The sequence below is a fragment of the Mesorhizobium silamurunense genome (genome assembly GCF_014843825.1).
Classification (GTDB): Bacteria; Pseudomonadota; Alphaproteobacteria; order Rhizobiales; family Rhizobiaceae; genus Mesorhizobium; species Mesorhizobium silamurunense.
Genome location: NZ_JHQR01000083.1, coordinates 1 through 18714, shown reverse-complemented (window position 1 = coordinate 18714; position 18714 = coordinate 1). Strand labels below are relative to the sequence as shown.

The window sequence follows — 18714 nt, the reverse complement described above, 5'->3', positions numbered from 1 at the left end:
GACTTCTCGTCGAACGACTATCTCGGGCTCGCCGCCTCGAGGAGGCTTGGCGAAGCGGTTGCGGCGGCGATTGCGCGGGGAACGCCGGTCGGCGCCACGGGATCGCGGCTGCTGCGCGGCAATGCACCGGAACATGAGCAACTGGAGGCGGATGCGGCGGCGTTTTTCGGCGCCGACCGCGCGCTGTTCTTCGGCAGCGGCTACATCGCCAACTTCGCCCTCCTGACTGCCCTGCCGCAGAAGGGAGATCTGCTGGTCCTCGACGAACTCGCCCATACCAGCATGCATGAAGGGGCGCAGGCCGGACGCGCCCAATTCGTGCTGGCCGCGCACAACGACGTCGACGCTGTCGAGGATGCGATCACCAGCTGGCGCTCTGAAGGCGGCACGGGGCGCGTCTGGATCGCGGTCGAAAGCCTCTACAGCATGGATGGCGACCGCGCGCCGATGGAGAGCATCGTCGCGCTTGCCGATCGGCATGAAGCATTCATCGTCGTCGACGAGGCGCACGCCACCGGTGTCTGGGGGCCGGACGGCCGCGGCCTTGCCACCGCATTCGAGGGCCGCGACAACATCATCGCGCTCCACACGTGCGGCAAGGCGCTTGGCGCCTCCGGAGCGCTTGTCACTGCCCCACGAACGCTGTGCGACTATCTCGTCAACCGCTGCCGGCCATTCATCTACGCCACCGCACCATCGCCGCTGATGGCAGTCGCGGTGCGCGAAGCGCTCGCCATGCTGTCCGATGAGCCCATGCGCCGCATTCAACTGCAGGAACGCGTCGCCTTTGCGGGCCGCCAATTGGCCGAGCGCGGCCTGATGCCGAGCGGCTCGCAGATCCAGCCCTTTGTCATCGGCGAGAACAGGCGCACCATGGCGGTGGCGGCGTCATTGCAGGCTCGCGGTTTCGACATACGCGGCATACGTCCGCCGACGGTGCCCGAGGGCACGTCGCGGCTGCGCATTTCGCTGACGCTCAACGTCGACGAAGCCGACATTTCCGCCATGGTCGAGGCGCTCGTTGAGGTGTTGGCCCAAACATGACCGGAGGCGGCATGACCCAACGCATCGTCATCACCGGAACCGACACCGGAATTGGCAAGACCGTGTTTGCGGCTGGGCTCGCCGGGCTGCTCGACGGTTTCTACTGGAAGCCGGTGCAATCGGGCCTCGACGGCGAGACCGACAGCGAGGTGGTCGCGCGGCTTGCCGGCTTGCCTTCGGAGCGCGTGCTGCCGGAAGCCTACCGCTTAAAAAGCCCCCTTTCGCCGCATCGTTCGGCCGAGATCGACGGCGTCGCGATCAAGGCTGATCTTACTTTTCCCGTCCTGGCGACGCCGCTGGTCATCGAGGGCGCGGGCGGGCTTATGGTGCCGCTCAACCGGCGCACAAGGTTCATCGACATCTTCGCTGAGTGGCGGCTGCCGGTCATTCTGTGCGCCCGCACCACGCTCGGCACCATCAACCACACATTGCTGTCGATCGAGGCCCTGCGCGCCCGCTCCATCCCGCTGGCCGGTATCGCTTTCATCGGCGATGAGATGGCCGACACGCAACGGACAATCGTGGAGATGGGCGGTGTGCCGCAGCTCGGCAGGCTGCCGTATCTCGACCCGCTGACGGACAAAACGCTGAGAGACGCAATGATTGCCGGCTTCGATCTCGCCCTGATTGCCGGGGGCGAATGATGTCGCGGTCCCAAGTTTGGCATCCCTTCACCCAGCACGCGCTCGAGCCTTCGATCCCCGAAATCGTCCTGACGGAGGGAGCCTATCTCCACAAGGCCGACGGCGCGCGCATCCTGGACGCCATCTCTTCCTGGTGGGTCGTCACGCATGGCCACCGCCATCCCCGCATCATGAAGGCTATCGAGACGACCGCATCGACCCTCGACCAGATCATCTTCGCAGGTTTCACTCACGAGCCGGCCGAACGCCTGGCCAAGGCGCTTGTCGGTCTCGCTCCCCCCGGACTCGACTGGGTGTTCTATTCCGACAGTGGCTCGACCGCCGTCGAAGTCGCGCTGAAGATGGCGCTCGGCTATTTCCGCAACATCGGCGCGCCGCGCTCGCGCATTGTCGTCATGGAGCACAGCTATCATGGCGACACGATCGGTACGATGAGCGTCGGCGCCCGCGGTGTGTTCAATGCCGCCTACGAGCCTTTGCTGTTCGAAGTCGACACCATCCCCTTCCCGGCTGCCGGGCGCGAGCAGGAAACGCTGGATCGGTTCGAAGCAGTCTCTCGCGACCGGCGCGCTGCCGGCCTGATCGTCGAGCCGCTCGTGCTTGGCGCCGGCGGCATGCTGATGTATCCGGCTTCGGTTCTGACCGAACTGAAGAGGATCGCCGAAGCCTCCGGCACGCTCTTGATCGCAGACGAAGTGATGACCGGCTGGGGGCGGACTGGGACCATGTTCGCCTGCGAGCAGGCGTTCATCTCTCCGGACATCCTGTGCACCTCGAAAGGCCTGACCGGTGGCGCCATCCCGCTGGCCGCTACGCTTGCCACCGACGCCGTCTTCCAGGCCCACTATTCGACGGACCGCAAGAAGACGTTCTTTCATTCGAGTTCCTACACCGCCAATGCGATTGCTTGCGCGGCCGCACTCGCCAATGTCGAGATCTGGCAGGACGAGCCGGTGGCCGAGCGGATCGCGGCCTTGAGCGCGATGCAGGGCGCCGGGCTTCGGCGCTTTCGCGACAATGCCAACTTCACCGACTGCCGGGCGACCGGCACGATCGTGGCTCTCGACCTGCGCGCCGGCTCAGCCGGCTATCTGGCCCAGATCGGACCAAAGCTGCGCACGTTCTTCCTCGATCAGGGGCTGCTTGTGCGCCCGCTTGGCAATGTCCTCTATCTGCTCCCGCCCTATTCCATCACCGCCGACGAGCTGGACGGACTCTATGACGCCATCGAGGACGCCGGCGAACGCTTCGGTTCGAGGCAATGAGCAGATCATCGCGCATTCTCGGGTTTGGTCATCATGCGCCGTCGCGAAAGGTCGAGAACACGGAAATCGAAAATCGGCTCGGGCTCGAACCCGGCTGGATCGAGCGGCGGACCGGGATACGGTCACGTTTCTGGGCAACGGACGAAGACACGCTGTCGGGCCTTGCCGCCTCTGCCGGCGACATGGCGCTGGCGAACGCAGATATTGACCGCAGCGACATCGGTCTGCTGTTGCTTGCCACCTCAACGCCCGATCACCTCCTGCCGCCCAGTGCGCCGCTGGTCGCACGTCGGCTGGGGCTCGGCCGGGCCGGCGCGATCGATCTCACCGGCGCCTGCGCCGGCTTCATCTATGCGCTGATGTTCGCTGACGGATTCACCCGGCTGCATGGCAAGGTGAGCCTCGTCATCGCCGCCAACATCCTCAGCCGTCGCATCAATCCGGCCGAGCGCGCCAGCGCCGTGCTGTTTGCCGATGCCGCCGGCGCCCTGGTAATTGGTCCGTGCGAGGACCCGGATCGGGGCATTCTCGGGGCGTCGGTGGATTCAGACGGCTCTCGCTACGGGCTGATCCAGATACCTGCGGGCGGAAGCAACACGCCGTTCCATGGCGAGCTCGACCTCGGGCAGACCCGCATGACGATCACCGACGGCCGTGAAGTGTTCGCCAAGGCCGTGGACATGATGACTGCCTGCTCACAGGCCGCATTGGCCGCAGCCCAGATGCGGCCGCAGGACATCGATCGGTTCGTGCCGCATCAGGCCAATGCCCGCATTTTCGACGCGGTTGGGAGGAACCTCGGCATTGCGGATCATGCGATCGTCAAGACGATCGCCGAATACGGCAACTCTTCCGCAGCGACGATCCCGCTTTCCCTGTCGCTGGCCCATCAGACGGAGCCGTTTCGATCGGGCGAAAAGATCCTCCTGGCGGCGGCGGGCGCCGGTCTCTGCGGCGGCGCCCTCGTCCTTGGAATTTAGCCTGAGCGACCGGCGAAGGACTGGTCACGATGACAGACAGGACAACAGAACCAATGCGAAAAATAGTCGCTGGCAAGCTGCACGGCATCCACGCCACCGTGCAACCTCATTCTCTGCGGGCGCAGAGACATTTGATCCCATAGCAGAAAAGGAGTGAACGAACACATGCAACGGCGCAATTTGATTAGGGGATTCATAACATTGGGCGCATGCGCGATCTGCGCGCGGGCAGGTTTTGCCGACGAGGGCGTCCACTGGAGTTATCAAGGAAAAGGCGGTCCAGAGCATTGGGGCGCGCTCGATGGCGCGAACGCCGCGTGCTCGGCCGGCGCGCAGCAGTCACCTCTGAACCTGACGGGTGCCATCAAAGCGGATATCCCGCAGATTGGCATCGACTGGAAGGCAGGCGGCGGCACGATCGTCAACAACGGCCATACGATCCAGATCAATGTGCCGGAAGGCAGCACGCTCACCCGGGGCGACAGGACCTACGACCTGCTGCAATTTCACTTCCACGCGCCGAGCGAACATCTGGTGGAAGGCAAGACCTTCCCCATGGAGGTGCATTTCGTCCATAAGAATCGCGAAAGCGGAGGGCTCGGCGTGCTTGGCGTCTTCCTGACACCGGGTGCGAAAAACGAGGCACTTGCAAGCCTCGCGGCAGCTTTCCCGGCTAAGGCGGTGGCCGAGGCCTTGGTTGAGGATGTGGATCCGAACGGTCTCCTACCGGCCTCACTGGACTATTGGAGCTACGAGGGCTCGCTGACGACGCCGCCATGCTCGGAGATCGTCGACTGGATGGTGGCACGTGAGCCGCTGCAGGTTGGCGCCGCCGACATCGACAAGTTCACCGCGCTTTACCCGATGAATGCGCGGCCGGTGCTGGCGCCGAACCGCCGTTTCATCCTGACCACGAGCTGACAGATGAGTCCGCAGCGTTAAGGGGCTGGAGGACAAATCAGTACACTGGGGTGCGGATCGCTTGTAGCAACAGCTGTTTCCATGGCATCGCGATCCGCATCCTTGAATTGGTGGACGACTGAGTTCCTGCCTTGAAATTGCCGCCATATTCGGCGCGGCGTTGGTGCAAATTTTTCCGGCCCTGCAGCGGCCGGCAGCAGTTTCCGAAGGAACATGTTTCGTGCGCTGATATCGAATGGTGCTAGGAGATCAGTCCGTATCGGCTCTTGGGTAACATCCCGCAACACTCTAAGAGAACTAGGATGGGATCGAGGCGAGATTTGAAGCCTCGACCTCAGGCCGGACGATGTTCATCGCTTGGACGCTCACAGATCCAAGCTCTCGGCAGGATATCAGGCTCATTTCGCCATGTTCCTGGCAGCATGGCATCAGAAATCACCGAAAAAGGCCACCCGTCGCGGTCACAACATCCGCAAACCCTACATGGATTTCGGTTCGATGTTCGCCGACCGGCCGTTCTCCTCCATCAAGCCCTTAGACATCGAGCGGTTTCAGCGACAATTTTCCTCGCCATGCAGTCACAACGACGGCCTGTGGCACCTCGCGGCGCTCTTCAATTGGGCCATCCGCATGCAGTTCGTGGACACGCGCAACCCGTGCAGCCCGATCCGCGCGCGGAAAGTGGTGCCCCGCCGACGCGATTATTCCACCGAGCAGATCAGGCAGATTGCGGCCCATATCTTTTGTCCGGTGTTCGAAGTGCCGCCCGACACGGCGAGCCTGGAAGGCCTCGCCAGGCGGGACATGGCACTGACCAAGGGGCGTGTGACCGCCGCTAACGACCAGATGCAGGAACTCTGCAACTACATGGGTATCCTGTTCCTGACGATGGCCCGCCCCAGTGACCTCAACAAGGCCGAGTTCAGCCACTTCGACCTGGAGAAGCTCGTCTGGCACAAGCACACACCAAGGGTATCCAGCTCTCACGCTCACTCTACGAGTACGCCTACCGTTCGGTACCGATCCATTCCCGGGTCGCGGGATGGGTCAAGCCCAACGCCTCCGCTGGCCTGACAGCAAGCTGCTGTTCCCGTCACCTACGGACAGCACCCCGCCCCGCGACAACTTTCGCAAGGGGCTGGATAGGTTCAAAGCCCTGCCGGGCGTGCCCGAGTATTTCCAGTTGTACGACCTCAAGCGGATCGCAATCTCGCTGATGCTGGCGGGCCAAGGCGTGTTGCATGAGGCGATTTCGCACTACGTCGACCACAAAGGGAACCTTGAAACGACCATGATTTACGATCTCGGCCTGGTTGATCCCATGCGGCCGGTCACCGAAAAGCTCGGTGCCCTTCTTGGCATCTAGGACCGAAGCATCGAAATAGGGAAAATCCTGTCGATCAGCCCCATTCGGCACGATCGCCGTTACCGCCATCCAGGCAGCATGGACCTATTCCATCTGTGTAAGCGGCGGAGCCGTAGATGTCGAACGACGCACCATGGGTTGATCACATCCACGTGATTGAACTTCTTTATTCCAGTCGCACATATGAGCCCTATTGCTAGGCACTGTGGTCTATGCTTGCGTCCTTTTGCGGACAATACCTTTTCAACACGGGGCAATGCTATGCTTACTTTTACCAGAAGGGACGACCAGACTTTTTCGATTGAGGGTAAATCCGTTCTGCGGGTGCGAGAGGCAGTCTACTCCGACAAAAACCCTCTATCAGCGCCAGATTTACCCGGAACGACTCGATTGGATGCCGATCACGACTATTACGCGATGGAGTCACTGGTAGATGTGGTCACAGCTGTAAACAGAACTTACTACGTTGGTGCAGATGCACTCGCGGAGCGGAGTTCCAATTTGGATCAATGCCAAGGCGGCGGCCGGTCCATTCCCAGTAAGCCAATCTGAGATTAAGGACGGCATACATTCTCGCCTTACTATTGGAGGACGAATTTCGCTATTGGTTGGAAATACACACCAAGAGGTTTACGATGCCATCAAAGCTGCGGGAGGCGATTTTCAGCCGATGCCAACGGATGGAGCGGCAATATTCCAGAATGCCTCGGCGACAGTGGGAGATTTGAAATCTGCCATGGCGACAACATTTGGACTTCCGAAGCGAGCTATAAAAATTCTTAATGCGGAGGGAAAACATGCCATTGAAAATGGCATCCTAGCGCAGCTCCTGAAGGGCTGGGGGAACAAAGAGTAGGCCGAGATATCAGGCTACTTCACGACGCAAATTCTTGGCCGCCCAACAATGGTATTGAGGAGCGGACCTTCTAGTGCTTGACGTTTTTGGCTGTGACGCAATGAACCAGCGGCGTCTTCGCCGCAAGAATTCCATCAAGGAAAGTATGGTTCATGGAAGCCTTGCAGGCGTTGGTGCTAACGAGCGCCCAACTGCGCGACATGCTGACCGAAGCTGCGAGACAAGGGGCGGCGCTCGCTGTCGAAGAACTCCGCGCGGACCTTCACCAGGCACCGGATGATACAAATTTACAAAAGCTCCGCAACTACCTTGCCGATCCGGCATCCCTCTCCAACCCGAATGACCACTGGGCGCATAGCGAGCTCATCCGTCGGATCCAGACGGCGGCCCACGGCAAGCCAAAATCCACGGCATGGTTCATGAAGTTTCAGCGGGAAACCTGGCTAAACAAGTGCTTTACCCGTCCGAGCCCCGCCTACGGCCGACGACGGGAATGGACATTCGCCGACATCAGACTGGCTTGGGATACCTACTATTCCAAACGGTAGCCCGCGCAGAGGCAAAGCCTTTTCATCTTTATTGCCAAGGATTGTTCGCCCCCTATCTCGCCGTGCTCGACGCGCTGGGTGAGGATGTCAGGAACCTGGAGGAACTGCCAAGCCATAAAAAAGGCGCTCAACCGTTTCCGGGAGCGCCTTTCGCATGAATGAGGTGAGTTACTGTATCACCACTGTGGTCGTAGCGATTGCCAGCACAGCTTCAGTCAGGCCGGACGCGAAACGTTTGAGTGTTGAATATGCTTGGACTTTACGTGCCGTTGGTTTTTTCATCTGGTTATTCCTTTCCGTTGGCAATAGCGAAAATCGCTACAATCAGAGAAAGGCAACCACAACGAGCCAAGTGGTGGGAGTCGCACCCACACCCATCCCCGAAACCGGATGATGACCCGATAAATGGTGACCCCACAGCCAGATTCAAGGGCTATTTCGGGTGTACCCACATAGCTACGGGTGCCGTGAACGGCGCCTGGCAATGATTATTTGTTCTGCTTTAGGTACTGGCTTAGAGAGCCGACGCCGGCGCGCTGCAACACTGTCGATAGCTTCGCGTCGCTGCGAATCCCAGCTGCGAAATTGTCGCCGTAGGTCTGACGAAGGGTATCCACCTTCGTATTTCCGTGCTTTTCGCTAATCCTACCGTCTTGGTCGCGGTGGCGACCATCCAAACCTGGCTCACGCATGCGATACGCTCCATCTAGTTATATCGTACGCCGGATCCACAACTAATGGTATCAAAAAATGCTGAAAAATCAACTGCCCACTCCACGGCAAAGCCGTCTGGTCAAGCGGTCTCGGCAGCACGCATTGACCGTCGAGGCTTAGGGCGAGCCGGTCTGACCGAAGCAGCCTGTCTGTTGGAAACTTCCTTGAGCGCCCGGTGACGATCGCGAAGATGTCGGGCTGCCTCTATTTGCCGTATGAACGCGCTTTGGGGCGCGGACACCGACTCCAGATTAGCTACTCGTGCTAGTCGCAGACTTGACGAACCAGCTTGGTTCACCAATAATCATAGTGAACCAATGAAAGTTATACCCATGACCGCCTTCACCGTCCGTGTGCCGGACGCAACCGCTGACAGGCTGGACCAACTCGCCGAAAAGCTTGACCGCTCACGCTCCTATGTGGCGGCACAGGCCATTGAGGATTTCGTGGCCCGGGAAGAGTGGCAACTGGCTGAAATAGAGGCCGGATTGGCCGAGGCCCAGCGCGGCGAATTTGCAAGTGACCGTGATGTCGCAGCTGTGGTCGGAAAATACGTCAAGTCCGCCCGCCAATCATGAGCCGCAAAAGAATCCGCTGGACCCAGCGGGCGTTGCGGCGGCTTGACGAAATCGGCGCCCACATCGAAAAAGATAGTCCCGATGCTGCCGCCCGTGTTGTTGCGCGCATTGTGTCAGCGGCGGAGCACCTGGCCGAGCAACCGGCCATGGGTCGCATCGGACGCATCAAAACGACGCGGGAGCTGATTTTGGCTGATATACCCTATATCATTCCCTATCACGTCAACGGCGAGACAGTCGAAATCCTGACTGTCATGCACGCCGCTCAACAGTGGCCGCAGGCCCTGTAAAAGTCGCGGCCTCTCCAAAGCCACCGTCGGCATCGAAACGCCCGGTGGCAACAGGCGGCGCTTTTTAGCCTGGAGTCTCGTTGGGGTCAGCACTTCGTGGGAACGTTCGTTCCTCTTGAATTGTGCCGTCAAGCTTCTTGATACGGACGGAGCCGCCGCCCTTCCCAATTGCCGATTCGAGCACACCACCCTTGGTGGCCGCTTCCTTGGTGTCAAACCTGCGAGTTGCTCTGTCTGCGCCTTCCTGGCGCAAGACCCAATCGTCTTTCTTCTTGTCGTGGACGAGCTCGAACTTCGGAAGTTTTGCCATAGCCAACTCCTGTTGCCATTCAACTATTCGACAATTAGATTCAACTATCTAGACTAAGCATCTTGGGAATCGGGCGCATGTTTGAATCTCTTAGACATCAGCATATCATCAACAGCCACCCCGGAAAGGATCTCGACGGCAAAAACGTCGTTGTCGTTTTCACGGACTTGCCGACCAGTCCCGATCACGTTTGCTGAGCCCGCGCCGTTTGCGGTCGACCGCCGCACGGCGACCAAACTCGATCAGGCGGGTTTTGTCCGGATGGAGCGACAGCGCAAACTCCTAAAGCCTCGCGCGCATCGCATCGAGGAAACGACGAGCATCGTCCCCGCGCTCGAAGCCAACGATTACATCATCGGCAGTCAGGGCCCTTGGTCTATCCATAGGGTGGATGGTAGCTATCCTTATAATCAATTGTACCAATATTACCGAATACGTTACAAGATCCTGAATGGGCCGGGTGGGTGTCCCTCCTCGATACTGCGTGGACTGAAGCTGCCGGGATGAATGCGGAGACGAACATGTGCGGGATTGTTGGCATCGTTGGGCAACAACCGGTGTCGGACCGGTTGGTCGACGCGTTGAAGCGTCTGGAATATCGAGGCTATGATTCGTACTGCGCCTGCACACCGGCTGGGCAGCGAATTTGAAGGTCATGACGCTGCAATCGCGGGTCGCTCTCGCGCAGCTCAAGATTGAGCCACTGGCGAGGACATCGGAAGCAGCCGTGAGGGAAATCCTCATAGGTGAGGACCGGAAGGTGCGTCTGCTGGGGACCTTCATCAGCGACGTTTTTCCGGCATTCCACTCGACGGGCGACGCTGTGATGTCCAGCGAAGGGCGCCCACTCGACGCAGATTATTGCGCCGTGCTGGAAGGAGTCATTGAGCGGCTTTGGGAATTTGGATTGGCGTTGCAGGATGACCGAACAGGTGCCGGCCTCCCATTGGAACTGTTGGGCCAGATCGTGAACGACGCATGGATCACTGCGCACGAGGTCATGCACTTCCTGGAACTGCAGCCGAAGTCGACAGCTATCATTGCATCGTCGGCAGCCGCTGGTGCTGCAACACCGGCCGGCACTGCCGGCGCGGCCACAATCGCCGAAACCTTGGCACAACAACTGCAGACCAAAGCCATCATTGCACCGCCGGCCGACGCTGGCGCTGCGATATCGACCGACACTGCCGGCGAGGCTGCAGGGGCCCAAGGCACTGCAGCAGGCAAGACAGGGAAAGGCAAGAACAAGCCGGCCGCTGGCGTCGGGAGTTCGGCGGCCGGGCGGCCGGAGCCGCAAGTCGCCGCAAACGACGGCGACACGGCGCCAGCAGCCAAGGTTCTCGTGCGCTCGGATCTGGGTACAAAGACGTTCGTGAGCGCTGAGAAGGCGCATGCGAGAGCGTCGTCGGCGGGCGCACCCTTGGCAATTTGGCAGGCCCGCCGTCGGAGAAGATGCTGACGCCACGACTGGCTAGGTTGGCCGAACTCCTGCAGTTCGATCTGGCTGGTCAGCAAGAGTCTGTCTCGCAAGCGCGCCAGATGAAACCCGAGAACGCCGTACACGTCGTGGACACCGTGGTCGAGCGACTGCAGACCCAGGCCGCCGAGATGCAGGCCTGTCTGGCCGCGTTGGCGGAGCCTCTTCGACGCGGCCTACTCACGCCTGCGCAAATGCCCGAAGTGCACGACAAAACAGTCCGGCTCAAGGTGATGTTGTCGGAGGCGCAGGGACTGGCGAAGTCTTTGAAAGAGCAAAAGGCCAAGATTACGATGGAGTGCATGAAGACCTACGCATTTCCGTCGCAGAAGTACCTTGAACACTTGCGGCAGGCCAAGGAGTTGACGCCTGCGGATCCACCGCATCCGTTGAACGGGGAGCCAGGGACGCTGTTCGAGATCCGGCTGCAGCCCAAGGCGCTACGCAATGGTGCAATGCCGCAACCGATGTGGGTGCACATCCATACGAAGGAGTCGGTACATGCGGGGCAGTTGGCGACGCTGAATGACGCCGACTTCGCCGCTTGCCACGTCAAATCCAATGAACAGCGCGGCCACAATCGGCAGTGGCAAGACGCCCGCGCTGCGATCGGTCACGAGAACGTCGTAATCCACCGCGGCAAGCTCACCCCTGCGTTCTGCAAGTCCCTGTTGACCGGAGGGCTTAGCGGCCACCCACCTCCGCTTGCCGCGGTGGAGGACCGGTCGACACGGGCTGCTCGACACGCGATATTGTCGGGGGCTCGCAGTAAAGTGCCGCTTGTGGTGACACCATGAGTCATACCTCCCAAATCTGGAGGCCAGCGGGTCGTTGGTCCGGATGCTGGCAGTTGAGCCTCTCTGGTCTTGAGCCAAACAGCGAATGCCGCGAACTGCACGAGTTGCCGGCCCCGCACCTCAAGTATCGCAAAGAGGGCGAGCGGCGCAGGTGCGCGCAACACTCCGGCCAAAACTTGCCTGAAGCGGACGCCCGATTTGAGCTGTCGCGTCGAAGGAATTGCAGATGACGCTTCATGACGTTGCGCTCGACGACAAATTCGACCTTTCCAAGGAGCGCATCTTCCTGTCGGGCGCGCAGGCGGTCGTGCGTATGCTCCTCATGCAGCGCGAGCGCGATCGCCGCGCTGGCCTCAACACGGCCGGCTTCGTTTCGGGCTATCGCGGCTCGCCGCTCGGCGGTCTCGACATGCAGCTGTGGAAGGCGAAAAAGCAGCTCGCCCAGGCGGACATCGTCTTCCAGCCCGGCCTCAACGAGGAGCTTGCAGCCACCGCTTGCTGGGGCACGCAGCAGACGGAACTGCTCGGCGAAGGCAAATATGACGGCGTTTTTTCGATCTGGTACGGCAAGGGTCCGGGCGTCGACCGCTCCGGCGACGTTTTTCGCCACGCCAATCTCGCCGGATCGTCCAGGTATGGCGGTGTGCTCGCCCTGATGGGCGACGACCACATGGCGGAATCATCCAGCAACGCGCACGCCACCGAGTTCCTGTTCGTCGATACCATGGTGCCGATCCTCAATCCGGCCGGCGTCCAGGAGATCATCGATTACGGTCTGTACGGCTTTGCCATGTCACGTTTCGCCGGCACCTGGGCGGCGATCAAATGCGTCAAGGACAACATCGAATCGACGGCCTCGGTCGATGCCTCGCTCGAGCGATTGAACTTCGTCGTGCCGGAGTTCGAGATGCCGCCCGGCGGCCTCAACATCCGCCACGAGATCGACATGCTGGGCCAGGAAGAGCGGCTGCATGAGTATAAACGCGCCGCCGCGTCCGCCTTCATCCACGCCAACGGGCTGAACCGGATCGTCTATTCGGGCGGCCGCAGGCCGAAGCTCGGCGTCATCACCATCGGCAAGAGCTATCTCGACGTCCGCCAGGCGCTGGAGGATATCGGCATCGACGAGGCTGCCGCCAACCGCATCGGCATCAGGCTGTTCAAGGTCGGCTGCCCATGGCCGATCGACCTCCAGCATATCGCCGAGTTCGCCCGCGGCCTCGACACCATCGTCGTGGTCGAGGAGAAGCGTTCGCTGATCGAGGTGCAGCTGCGCGAAAACCTCTACGGCACCGCCACGCAGCCGGTCATCGTCGGCAAGAAGGACGAACGCGGCGACTGGCTGTTCCCGGCCAAGGGTGCGCTCGATCCCAACGAGATTGCGATTGCGCTCGGCGAGCGGATCCTGCGCACCATCGGTCCGTCGGAGGAGATCGCCGCACGGGTGGCGAAATTACGCCAGTTCCAGGCGGTGCTCGCCGACACGTCGGACATCGCCTCGCGCACGCCGTTCTTCTGCTCCGGCTGCCCGCACAATTCCTCGACCAAGGTGCCGGACGGCTCGCTGGCCGCTGCCGGCATCGGCTGCCACTTCATGGCGCTATGGATGGACCGCAACACCGTCGGCTTCACCGCCATGGGTGGCGAGGGCGCGCAATGGATCGGCCAGGCGCCGTTCTCCAAACGCGACCACATCTTCCAGAATCTCGGCGACGGCACCTACAACCACTCCGGTGCGCTGGCGATCCGCTTCGCGCTGTCGACCGACGCCAACATCACCTACAAGATCCTCTACAACGACGCCGTCGCCATGACCGGCGGCCAGCCGCATGAGGGCGGCCTGACCGTCGACATGATCGCCAGGCAGGTGCGCGCCGAGGGCGTCGAGCGCATCGCTGTCGTTACCGATGAGCCGGGCAAATATGCCGGAAAAGCGGAGTTCCCGGCCAGTGCCACCATCCATCACCGCGACGACCTCGATCTCGTCCAGCGCGAGCTGCGCGACGTCAAAGGCGTCTCGGTGCTGCTCTACGACCAGACCTGTGCGGCCGAAAAACGCCGCCGCCGCAAGCGCGGCACCTTCCCCGATCCCGACAAGCGCGTCTTCATCAACGAGCTGGTCTGCGAGGGCTGCGGCGATTGCGGTGTGCAGTCGAATTGCGTCTCGATCCAGCCGGTCGAGACCGAATTCGGCCGCAAGCGCCGGATCGACCAGTCGAGCTGCAACAAGGATTTCTCCTGCGTCAACGGCTTCTGTCCGTCCTTCGTCACCGTGCATGGTGCCAGGATCAGGAAGGCCGAGGGCACCGCCGGCAAGTCCGATCCGCTCGACGGCGTGCCGGCGCCGGCCGAATTCCCGCTCGGCGATCAAGGCTGGGCGGCGATCATCGACGGTGTCGGCGGCACCGGAGTCGTCACCATCGGCGCGGTGCTCGGCATGGCGGCCCATCTCGAGGACAAGGGCTGCGGCATGATCGACATGGCCGGGCTGGCCCAGAAGGGCGGCTCGGTGTTCACCCATGTCCGCATCGCGCGCACACCGGACGATATCCACGCCATCCGGGTTTCGGCCGGAAAGGCCGATCTGGTGCTCGGCTGCGACCTCGTCGTCTCCGGCGCCCAGAAGGTGCTGGCGGCGGTGCGCGAGGGTCACACCATCTTCCTCGCCAACACCGCCGAGATCATGCCGGGCGAATTCGCACGCTCGGCCGATTTCTCGCTGCCGATCGAGCGGCTGAAGAAGGCGATCCGCGCTGCCGCCGGCGACGACAAGGCGCATTTCTTCGACGCGACGGGAACCGCCACGCAATTGTTCGGCAATTCGCTCGGCGCCAACATGTTCATGCTTGGCTTTGCCTTCCAGCATGGCGGGCTGCCGCTGTCGGCCGAGGCGGTCGAGAAGGCGATCGAACTCAACGGCCAAGCGGTGGCGATGAACATCGCCGCCTTCCGCTGGGGCCGCCGCGCCGCCCATCAGCCAGATTTCGTGCGCGGTCTTTTCGCCCAGCCGGGCAAGGCGGCAAACGCGATCGCCGAGACGCTGGACGACATCATTGCCCGCCGCGTCGCCTTCCTGAGCGCCTATCAGAACGCCGCCTATGGCAAGCGCTTTGCCGACAGGATCGCCGAACTGCGCGCTGCCGAAGCCAGGGCCGTGCCCGGTTCGACCGCGGTGACCGAGGCCGCCGCAAGGAACCTGTTCAAGCTGATGGCGATCAAGGACGAGTATGAGGTGGCGCGGCTTTACACCGACGGCTCCTTCGCCGCAGAACTCTCAAAACAGTTCCAAAGCTACGAAAAACTCGAATTCCACCTGGCGCCGCCGATCATGGGCCGGCGCGGCAAGGACGGCACGCCGCGCAAATCGAGCTTCGGCCCATGGATGATGAACGGGTTCCGCCTGCTTTCGGCGATGAAAGGCCTGCGCGGTACCGCTTTCGACCCGTTCGGCTACAGCGCGGAAAGGCGCATGGAGCGGCAGTTTCTTGCCCAATACGAGGCCGATCTCGAGCTTGTCGCTGCTGCCCTCGCGCCTGGCAGGATCGAGGCCGCCGCCGCGCTGGCCTCGGTGCCGGCGCTCATTCGCGGCTACGGCCATGTCAGGCAGGCGAGCACCGAAAAGGCCGCCGGAGAGCGGGCCCGGCTTCTGGCGCGCCTTGAAAGCGCAGAGGCGAAACCGGAGCCGGAACGGCGGAACAAGCCGCTTTCTGTGGCAAGTATATCCCTCTACAATCCGACCTTAACGTAAGATTGCCCCGGTACACGCATGATCCTCTTTTAGGCGATTGTGGCAAAGCTTGGCTCCCGGCGATCTCGAACAATTTGCGGCGCGCATGCGCAACCTGCTTCGAGTACCGGCCCCATCGATCGTAGCGTTCGCCATAGCCGCCATAGGCGTCGGCCTGCAGGATCCCGGACCAGGTGCCAAGATGCGCCCGTGGATGTTCGCCACGCCGGTCGCGCGAATAATGAAACAGCCCGGCGGGCGGATCGACACCGACGAACGCGGACATAGACCCGCAGCCTGCCCGTATCGGTCTCGCCCTTGGCGAGGACCGGCAAGTTTATATCGCCGTGCCATCGGTCGGCGAGGAGGACATGAGGCTCGATCCGACGATGGATGGGTACGAGCGCGAATGTGGCCGCGCCAACCTGGTCGGCGAGCGTCGACAGGCTCAGCGGCATCCTTCACGCGCGAAACACGCGGTCCTGGCGGTCTAATGGCTAAGGTCTCTCAAGTCACCGCGATCGAGGTCGATCCAGTGATACGCCCTTCCCGCATCCGTCTGCCCGGTGGCACTACGCATGAGGGATATCGGACGAGCTACCAATCATGAGTGCGCCGAACGATCTTGCCGTGCTGATCGAGCGGTGGTTCACCGATCGGCTCATGCGACATCGAGGCGTAAGCTCCAACACCATCGCTTCCTATCGCGACACCTTCCGGCTCCTGTTTCCAGCCTGGACCTTGCAATGGCGCCCAACTATCGATGTGCTCGACGGAGCCTGCAAAGAAGGGGGTGTCATGCCGATTTCGTCGAAATGCTGAGCAATCCGGCGTCTTCAATCCCTCCGATCTTGCGCTGCTGGGGCAGCGTCTTCGATGATTAATTGAGGGCCAATCTGCGCAATCAGTGTGAGGGGTCGCGTCGCGGATCGTTCAGGAGGCCCGTATCGCCGAGATGAGCTGTCTTGTCGCCGGATGATCGCGGACGTAGCCCAAACGCGTCCTAGCCCCATCCACTGGGTGGATGACAGTTATGCCAATAATCGATTTTACCAGTCATACCGAACTCCCCTAGTAGGCTCTGAACGGAAACTCGGGCGGGTGTCCTTCCGGTCGGCCTAAGCTGCCGGGAGATTCGGAGACGAGCATGTGCGGGATTGTTGGCATCGTTGGGCAACAGCCTGTGTCGGAGCGGTTGGTCGATGCGTTGACGCGTCTCGAATATCGCGGCTATGATTCAGCCGGCGTTGCGACGATCACCGAGGGCGCCTTGCACTGCGGGCGCGCCGAGGGCAAGCTCGTCAATCTCGAGGCGAGGCTGAAGGAGCCGCTGAGCGGCACCATCGGCATCGCCCACACGTGCTGGGCGACCCATGGGGCACCGACTGAACGCAACGCGCACCCGCACTTTAGCGATGGTGTCGTCCATAACGGCATTATCGAGAATTTCGCCGAGTTGAAGGACGAATTGGCGGCTGCGGGGGCTGCCGGCAGTCGACGAGATAGTCGCGCCGATAATTTTCTCGCTGCCGATACAGCTTCTTGCCTACCACACGGCGCTCGTTCATGGGCACAGATGTCGACCAGCCGCGCAATCTCGCAAAAATCGGTCACCGTCGAATGATTGTGGGAGCTGACATGGCTGACTGGTCCGCCGCCCTCTATGTCAAATTCGAGGATGAGCGAACGCGGCCGGCGCGCGAATTCGGCGCCCGCGTGAGAGCCGCAGCGCCTGCGTGTGCGACGGATTGAAAATGCATCGCGTCATCATCAGCGGCATCGGCGTTGAAATCCCTGAAGCCAAGATCACCAATGAAGAACTGGTCGCCAGCTTCAATGCCTGGGTCGACATGGAGAATGCGCGTCGCCAGGAGACCGGCGAGCCGCCGTTGCCGAAATCGGACAGTGACTTCATCGTCCACGCCTCGGGCGTGAAATCCCGTCATGTCATCAAGCGGGAAGGCATTCTCGACCCGACCCGCATGACGCCGCGCATTCCCGCGCGACCCGACGATGCGCTGTCGCTGGAGGCCGAGTTCGGCATCGCCTCGGCCAGGAAGGCGCTCGACCATGCCGGACTTGAACCGTCCCAGATCGACCTGATCATCTGCTCGGCCTCTCACCACCAGCGGCCCTATCCGGCGATCGCCATCGAAATGCAGGAAGCGCTGGGCACCAAGGGCGCCGGCTTCGACATGGGACTTGGCTGTTCGTCCGCGGCGGCCGCGCTTCACATGGCGGTCAATCTGGTGCGCTCGGGCGCACACATGCGCATTCTGGTGACTACGCCGGAAATCATCACCGGCCATCTCAATTTTCGCGACCGGCAGACGCATTTCATCTTCGGCGACGCCTCGGTGTCGATGGTTGTGGAGGGGCTTGCCCAGGGCGACAAACGGCCGGGGCGCTTCGAGGTGCTGGACACGCGGCTGTGGACGCAGATGTCGAACAACATCCGTACCAATCTCGGCTACCAAACCCGCACCGCCCAGGATGATCCCTACATGATCAATCTGGAAGGCAATCTGATCAAGCAGGTCGGCAACAAGGTGTTCAAGGAAGTCACCGTCGCCGGCCAGAAATTCATCGTCGAATTCCTGGCCGAGCACGGGCTGACGCCGCAGGCGATCAGGCGCTTCTGGCTGCATCAGGCCAATGCGCGCATGAACGCCATGATCCTGAAACTGTCGTTCGGCCACGAGGTCGACCACGACCGCGCACCGATGGTCCTGGAGCGGCTGGGCAATACGGCGGGCGCCGGTGCCATCGTCGCGCTGTCGGAGAACCACGCCGACATGAAGCCCGGCGATTTCGGCTTGATCTGCGCCTTTGGCGCGGGATATTCGATAGGTGGCGCGCTGCTGAGGATGCTCTGAGCCGGCGGTTTCAGGCTGGTGCGAACGGCACCCACCGCTCCTCCAACCTTCCCTTCATGCAGCTTGCGGATCGTCAGATCCTCGCCTGTCGTCTTTGCATCATTTGGATCATCTCGAACCCGTCCAGCGTGCCGATCGCGCTGGCGCGTGATTTAAACCGAGCATGGGCCGTACACGACACTTGATGCGCCGATGGTCCTGCTCGATCGATTGTTGAGGTGTAAGCGCTGTCGCGGCGGCACCTTTCGCTTGTGGATGTAAGGGACGATGTTCGATGCCTTTGAGGGCTTCCACATATGACGATTTCAGAGTTTACGCTTA

At 61.4% G+C, this 18714-nt stretch carries 14 protein-coding genes and 6 pseudogenes; 17 read left to right on the top strand and 3 right to left on the bottom strand.

Annotation, left to right across the window (positions count from 1 at the left end):
* The 11 genes from DH10_RS10360 to DH10_RS10315 form a co-directional block, all read left to right on the top strand.
* Positions 1–1044, top strand: a 1044-nt coding sequence (locus DH10_RS10360) for an 8-amino-7-oxononanoate synthase (protein ID WP_192384672.1), incomplete at its 5' end; no start/stop codon positions are given.
* Positions 1045–1055: 11 nt separating this feature from the next.
* Entirely contained in the window at positions 1056–1688 is a 633-nt protein-coding gene (gene bioD, locus DH10_RS10355) for a dethiobiotin synthase (protein WP_192244356.1), read from the top strand.
* Positions 1688–2953, top strand: a complete 1266-nt coding sequence (locus tag DH10_RS10350; RefSeq protein WP_192244358.1) for an adenosylmethionine--8-amino-7-oxononanoate transaminase — start codon at positions 1688–1690, stop codon at positions 2951–2953. Before bioD ends, DH10_RS10350 begins: the two co-directional genes overlap by 1 nt.
* Positions 2950–3933 (top strand): beta-ketoacyl-ACP synthase III, encoded by a 984-nt coding sequence (locus tag DH10_RS10345; protein WP_192384671.1) that lies wholly within the window; start codon positions 2950–2952, stop codon positions 3931–3933. The genes DH10_RS10350 and DH10_RS10345 overlap by 4 nt, the downstream gene beginning before the upstream one ends.
* Positions 3934–4098: 165 nt before the next feature.
* Complete coding sequence (locus DH10_RS10340; RefSeq protein WP_192244404.1) at positions 4099–4854, top strand: carbonic anhydrase; 756 nt, start codon at positions 4099–4101, stop codon at positions 4852–4854.
* A gap of 408 nt (positions 4855–5262) precedes the next feature.
* Entirely contained in the window at positions 5263–5928 is a 666-nt protein-coding gene (locus DH10_RS36790; protein ID WP_246811530.1) for a hypothetical protein, read from the top strand.
* On the top strand, positions 5897–6220 hold the full coding sequence (locus DH10_RS36785) for a hypothetical protein (RefSeq protein ID WP_246811529.1): 324 nt from the start codon (positions 5897–5899) through the stop codon (positions 6218–6220). The genes DH10_RS36790 and DH10_RS36785 overlap by 32 nt, the downstream gene beginning before the upstream one ends.
* A gap of 466 nt (positions 6221–6686) precedes the next feature.
* Complete coding sequence (locus tag DH10_RS10330; protein WP_192244362.1) at positions 6687–7076, top strand: hypothetical protein; 390 nt, start codon at positions 6687–6689, stop codon at positions 7074–7076.
* Between the two features lie 152 nt (positions 7077–7228).
* On the top strand, positions 7229–7624 hold the full coding sequence (locus DH10_RS10325) for a hypothetical protein (RefSeq protein WP_192244364.1): 396 nt from the start codon (positions 7229–7231) through the stop codon (positions 7622–7624).
* Between the two features lie 1046 nt (positions 7625–8670).
* Positions 8671–8916: a CopG family ribbon-helix-helix protein gene (locus DH10_RS10320; protein ID WP_192244366.1), complete on the top strand. Its 246-nt coding sequence runs from the start codon at positions 8671–8673 to the stop codon at positions 8914–8916.
* Positions 8913–9206, top strand: a complete 294-nt coding sequence (locus tag DH10_RS10315; protein WP_192384670.1) for a type II toxin-antitoxin system RelE/ParE family toxin — start codon at positions 8913–8915, stop codon at positions 9204–9206. The genes DH10_RS10320 and DH10_RS10315 overlap by 4 nt, the downstream gene beginning before the upstream one ends.
* A 64-nt stretch (positions 9207–9270) precedes the next feature.
* Here DH10_RS10315 and DH10_RS10310 read toward each other — a convergent pair whose 3' ends face one another.
* Positions 9271–9516 carry a DUF2188 domain-containing protein gene (locus DH10_RS10310; protein WP_192244370.1) on the bottom strand — a complete coding sequence of 82 codons (246 nt, stop codon included), beginning with the start codon at positions 9514–9516 and terminating at the stop codon, positions 9271–9273.
* Between the two features lie 850 nt (positions 9517–10366).
* On the opposite strand from DH10_RS10310, the pseudogene DH10_RS36775 reads away from it, so the two are divergent.
* Positions 10367–11790 (top strand): annotated as a pseudogene (locus DH10_RS36775) (hypothetical protein); the annotation flags it as partial.
* 220 nt (positions 11791–12010) lie between these two features.
* On the top strand, positions 12011–15538 hold the full coding sequence (locus tag DH10_RS10300; protein WP_343221502.1) for an indolepyruvate ferredoxin oxidoreductase family protein: 3528 nt from the start codon (positions 12011–12013) through the stop codon (positions 15536–15538).
* Between the two features lie 31 nt (positions 15539–15569).
* Here the strand turns inward: DH10_RS10300 and DH10_RS36770 are convergent.
* Positions 15570–15975, bottom strand: a pseudogene (locus DH10_RS36770) (IS66 family transposase); the annotation flags it as partial.
* 148 nt (positions 15976–16123) lie between these two features.
* Here DH10_RS36770 and DH10_RS10290 point away from each other — a divergent pair.
* The 4 genes and pseudogenes from DH10_RS10290 to DH10_RS10270 form a co-directional block, all read left to right on the top strand.
* A pseudogene (locus tag DH10_RS10290) lies at positions 16124–16246 on the top strand (integrase); the annotation flags it as partial.
* A 418-nt stretch (positions 16247–16664) separates the two neighbouring features.
* Positions 16665–17003, top strand: a pseudogene (locus tag DH10_RS10285) (glutamine--fructose-6-phosphate transaminase (isomerizing)); the annotation flags it as partial.
* Between the two features lie 152 nt (positions 17004–17155).
* A pseudogene (locus tag DH10_RS10275) lies at positions 17156–17266 on the top strand (trans-aconitate 2-methyltransferase); the annotation flags it as partial.
* Positions 17267–17271: 5 nt separating this feature from the next.
* On the top strand, positions 17272–18393 hold the full coding sequence (locus tag DH10_RS10270; RefSeq protein ID WP_192244372.1) for a beta-ketoacyl-ACP synthase III: 1122 nt from the start codon (positions 17272–17274) through the stop codon (positions 18391–18393).
* 73 nt (positions 18394–18466) lie between these two features.
* On the opposite strand, the pseudogene DH10_RS10265 reads toward DH10_RS10270, so the two are convergent.
* Positions 18467–18626 (bottom strand): annotated as a pseudogene (locus DH10_RS10265) (DDE-type integrase/transposase/recombinase); the annotation flags it as partial.
* Positions 18627–18714 lie beyond the last annotated feature (88 nt).

What these genes read in the sequence shown, in the direction of transcription:
- bioD (WP_192244356.1), top strand. Translation starts at nt 1,056, where the DNA reads ATGACCCAACGCATCGTCATCACCGGAACCGACACCGGAATTGGCAAG.
- DH10_RS10350 (WP_192244358.1), top strand. Translation starts at nt 1,688, where the DNA reads ATGTCGCGGTCCCAAGTTTGGCATCCCTTCACCCAGCACGCGCTCGAG.
- DH10_RS10345 (WP_192384671.1), top strand. Translation starts at nt 2,950, where the DNA reads ATGAGCAGATCATCGCGCATTCTCGGGTTTGGTCATCATGCGCCGTCG.
- DH10_RS10340 (WP_192244404.1), top strand. Translation starts at nt 4,099, where the DNA reads ATGCAACGGCGCAATTTGATTAGGGGATTCATAACATTGGGCGCATGC.
- DH10_RS36790 (WP_246811530.1), top strand. Translation starts at nt 5,263, where the DNA reads ATGTTCCTGGCAGCATGGCATCAGAAATCACCGAAAAAGGCCACCCGT.
- DH10_RS36785 (WP_246811529.1), top strand. Translation starts at nt 5,897, where the DNA reads ATGGGTCAAGCCCAACGCCTCCGCTGGCCTGACAGCAAGCTGCTGTTC.
- DH10_RS10325 (WP_192244364.1), top strand. Translation starts at nt 7,229, where the DNA reads ATGGAAGCCTTGCAGGCGTTGGTGCTAACGAGCGCCCAACTGCGCGAC.
- DH10_RS10320 (WP_192244366.1), top strand. Translation starts at nt 8,671, where the DNA reads ATGACCGCCTTCACCGTCCGTGTGCCGGACGCAACCGCTGACAGGCTG.
- DH10_RS10315 (WP_192384670.1), top strand. Translation starts at nt 8,913, where the DNA reads ATGAGCCGCAAAAGAATCCGCTGGACCCAGCGGGCGTTGCGGCGGCTT.
- DH10_RS10310 (WP_192244370.1), bottom strand. Translation starts at nt 9,516, where the DNA reads ATGGCAAAACTTCCGAAGTTCGAGCTCGTCCACGACAAGAAGAAAGAC.
- DH10_RS10270 (WP_192244372.1), top strand. Translation starts at nt 17,272, where the DNA reads ATGCATCGCGTCATCATCAGCGGCATCGGCGTTGAAATCCCTGAAGCC.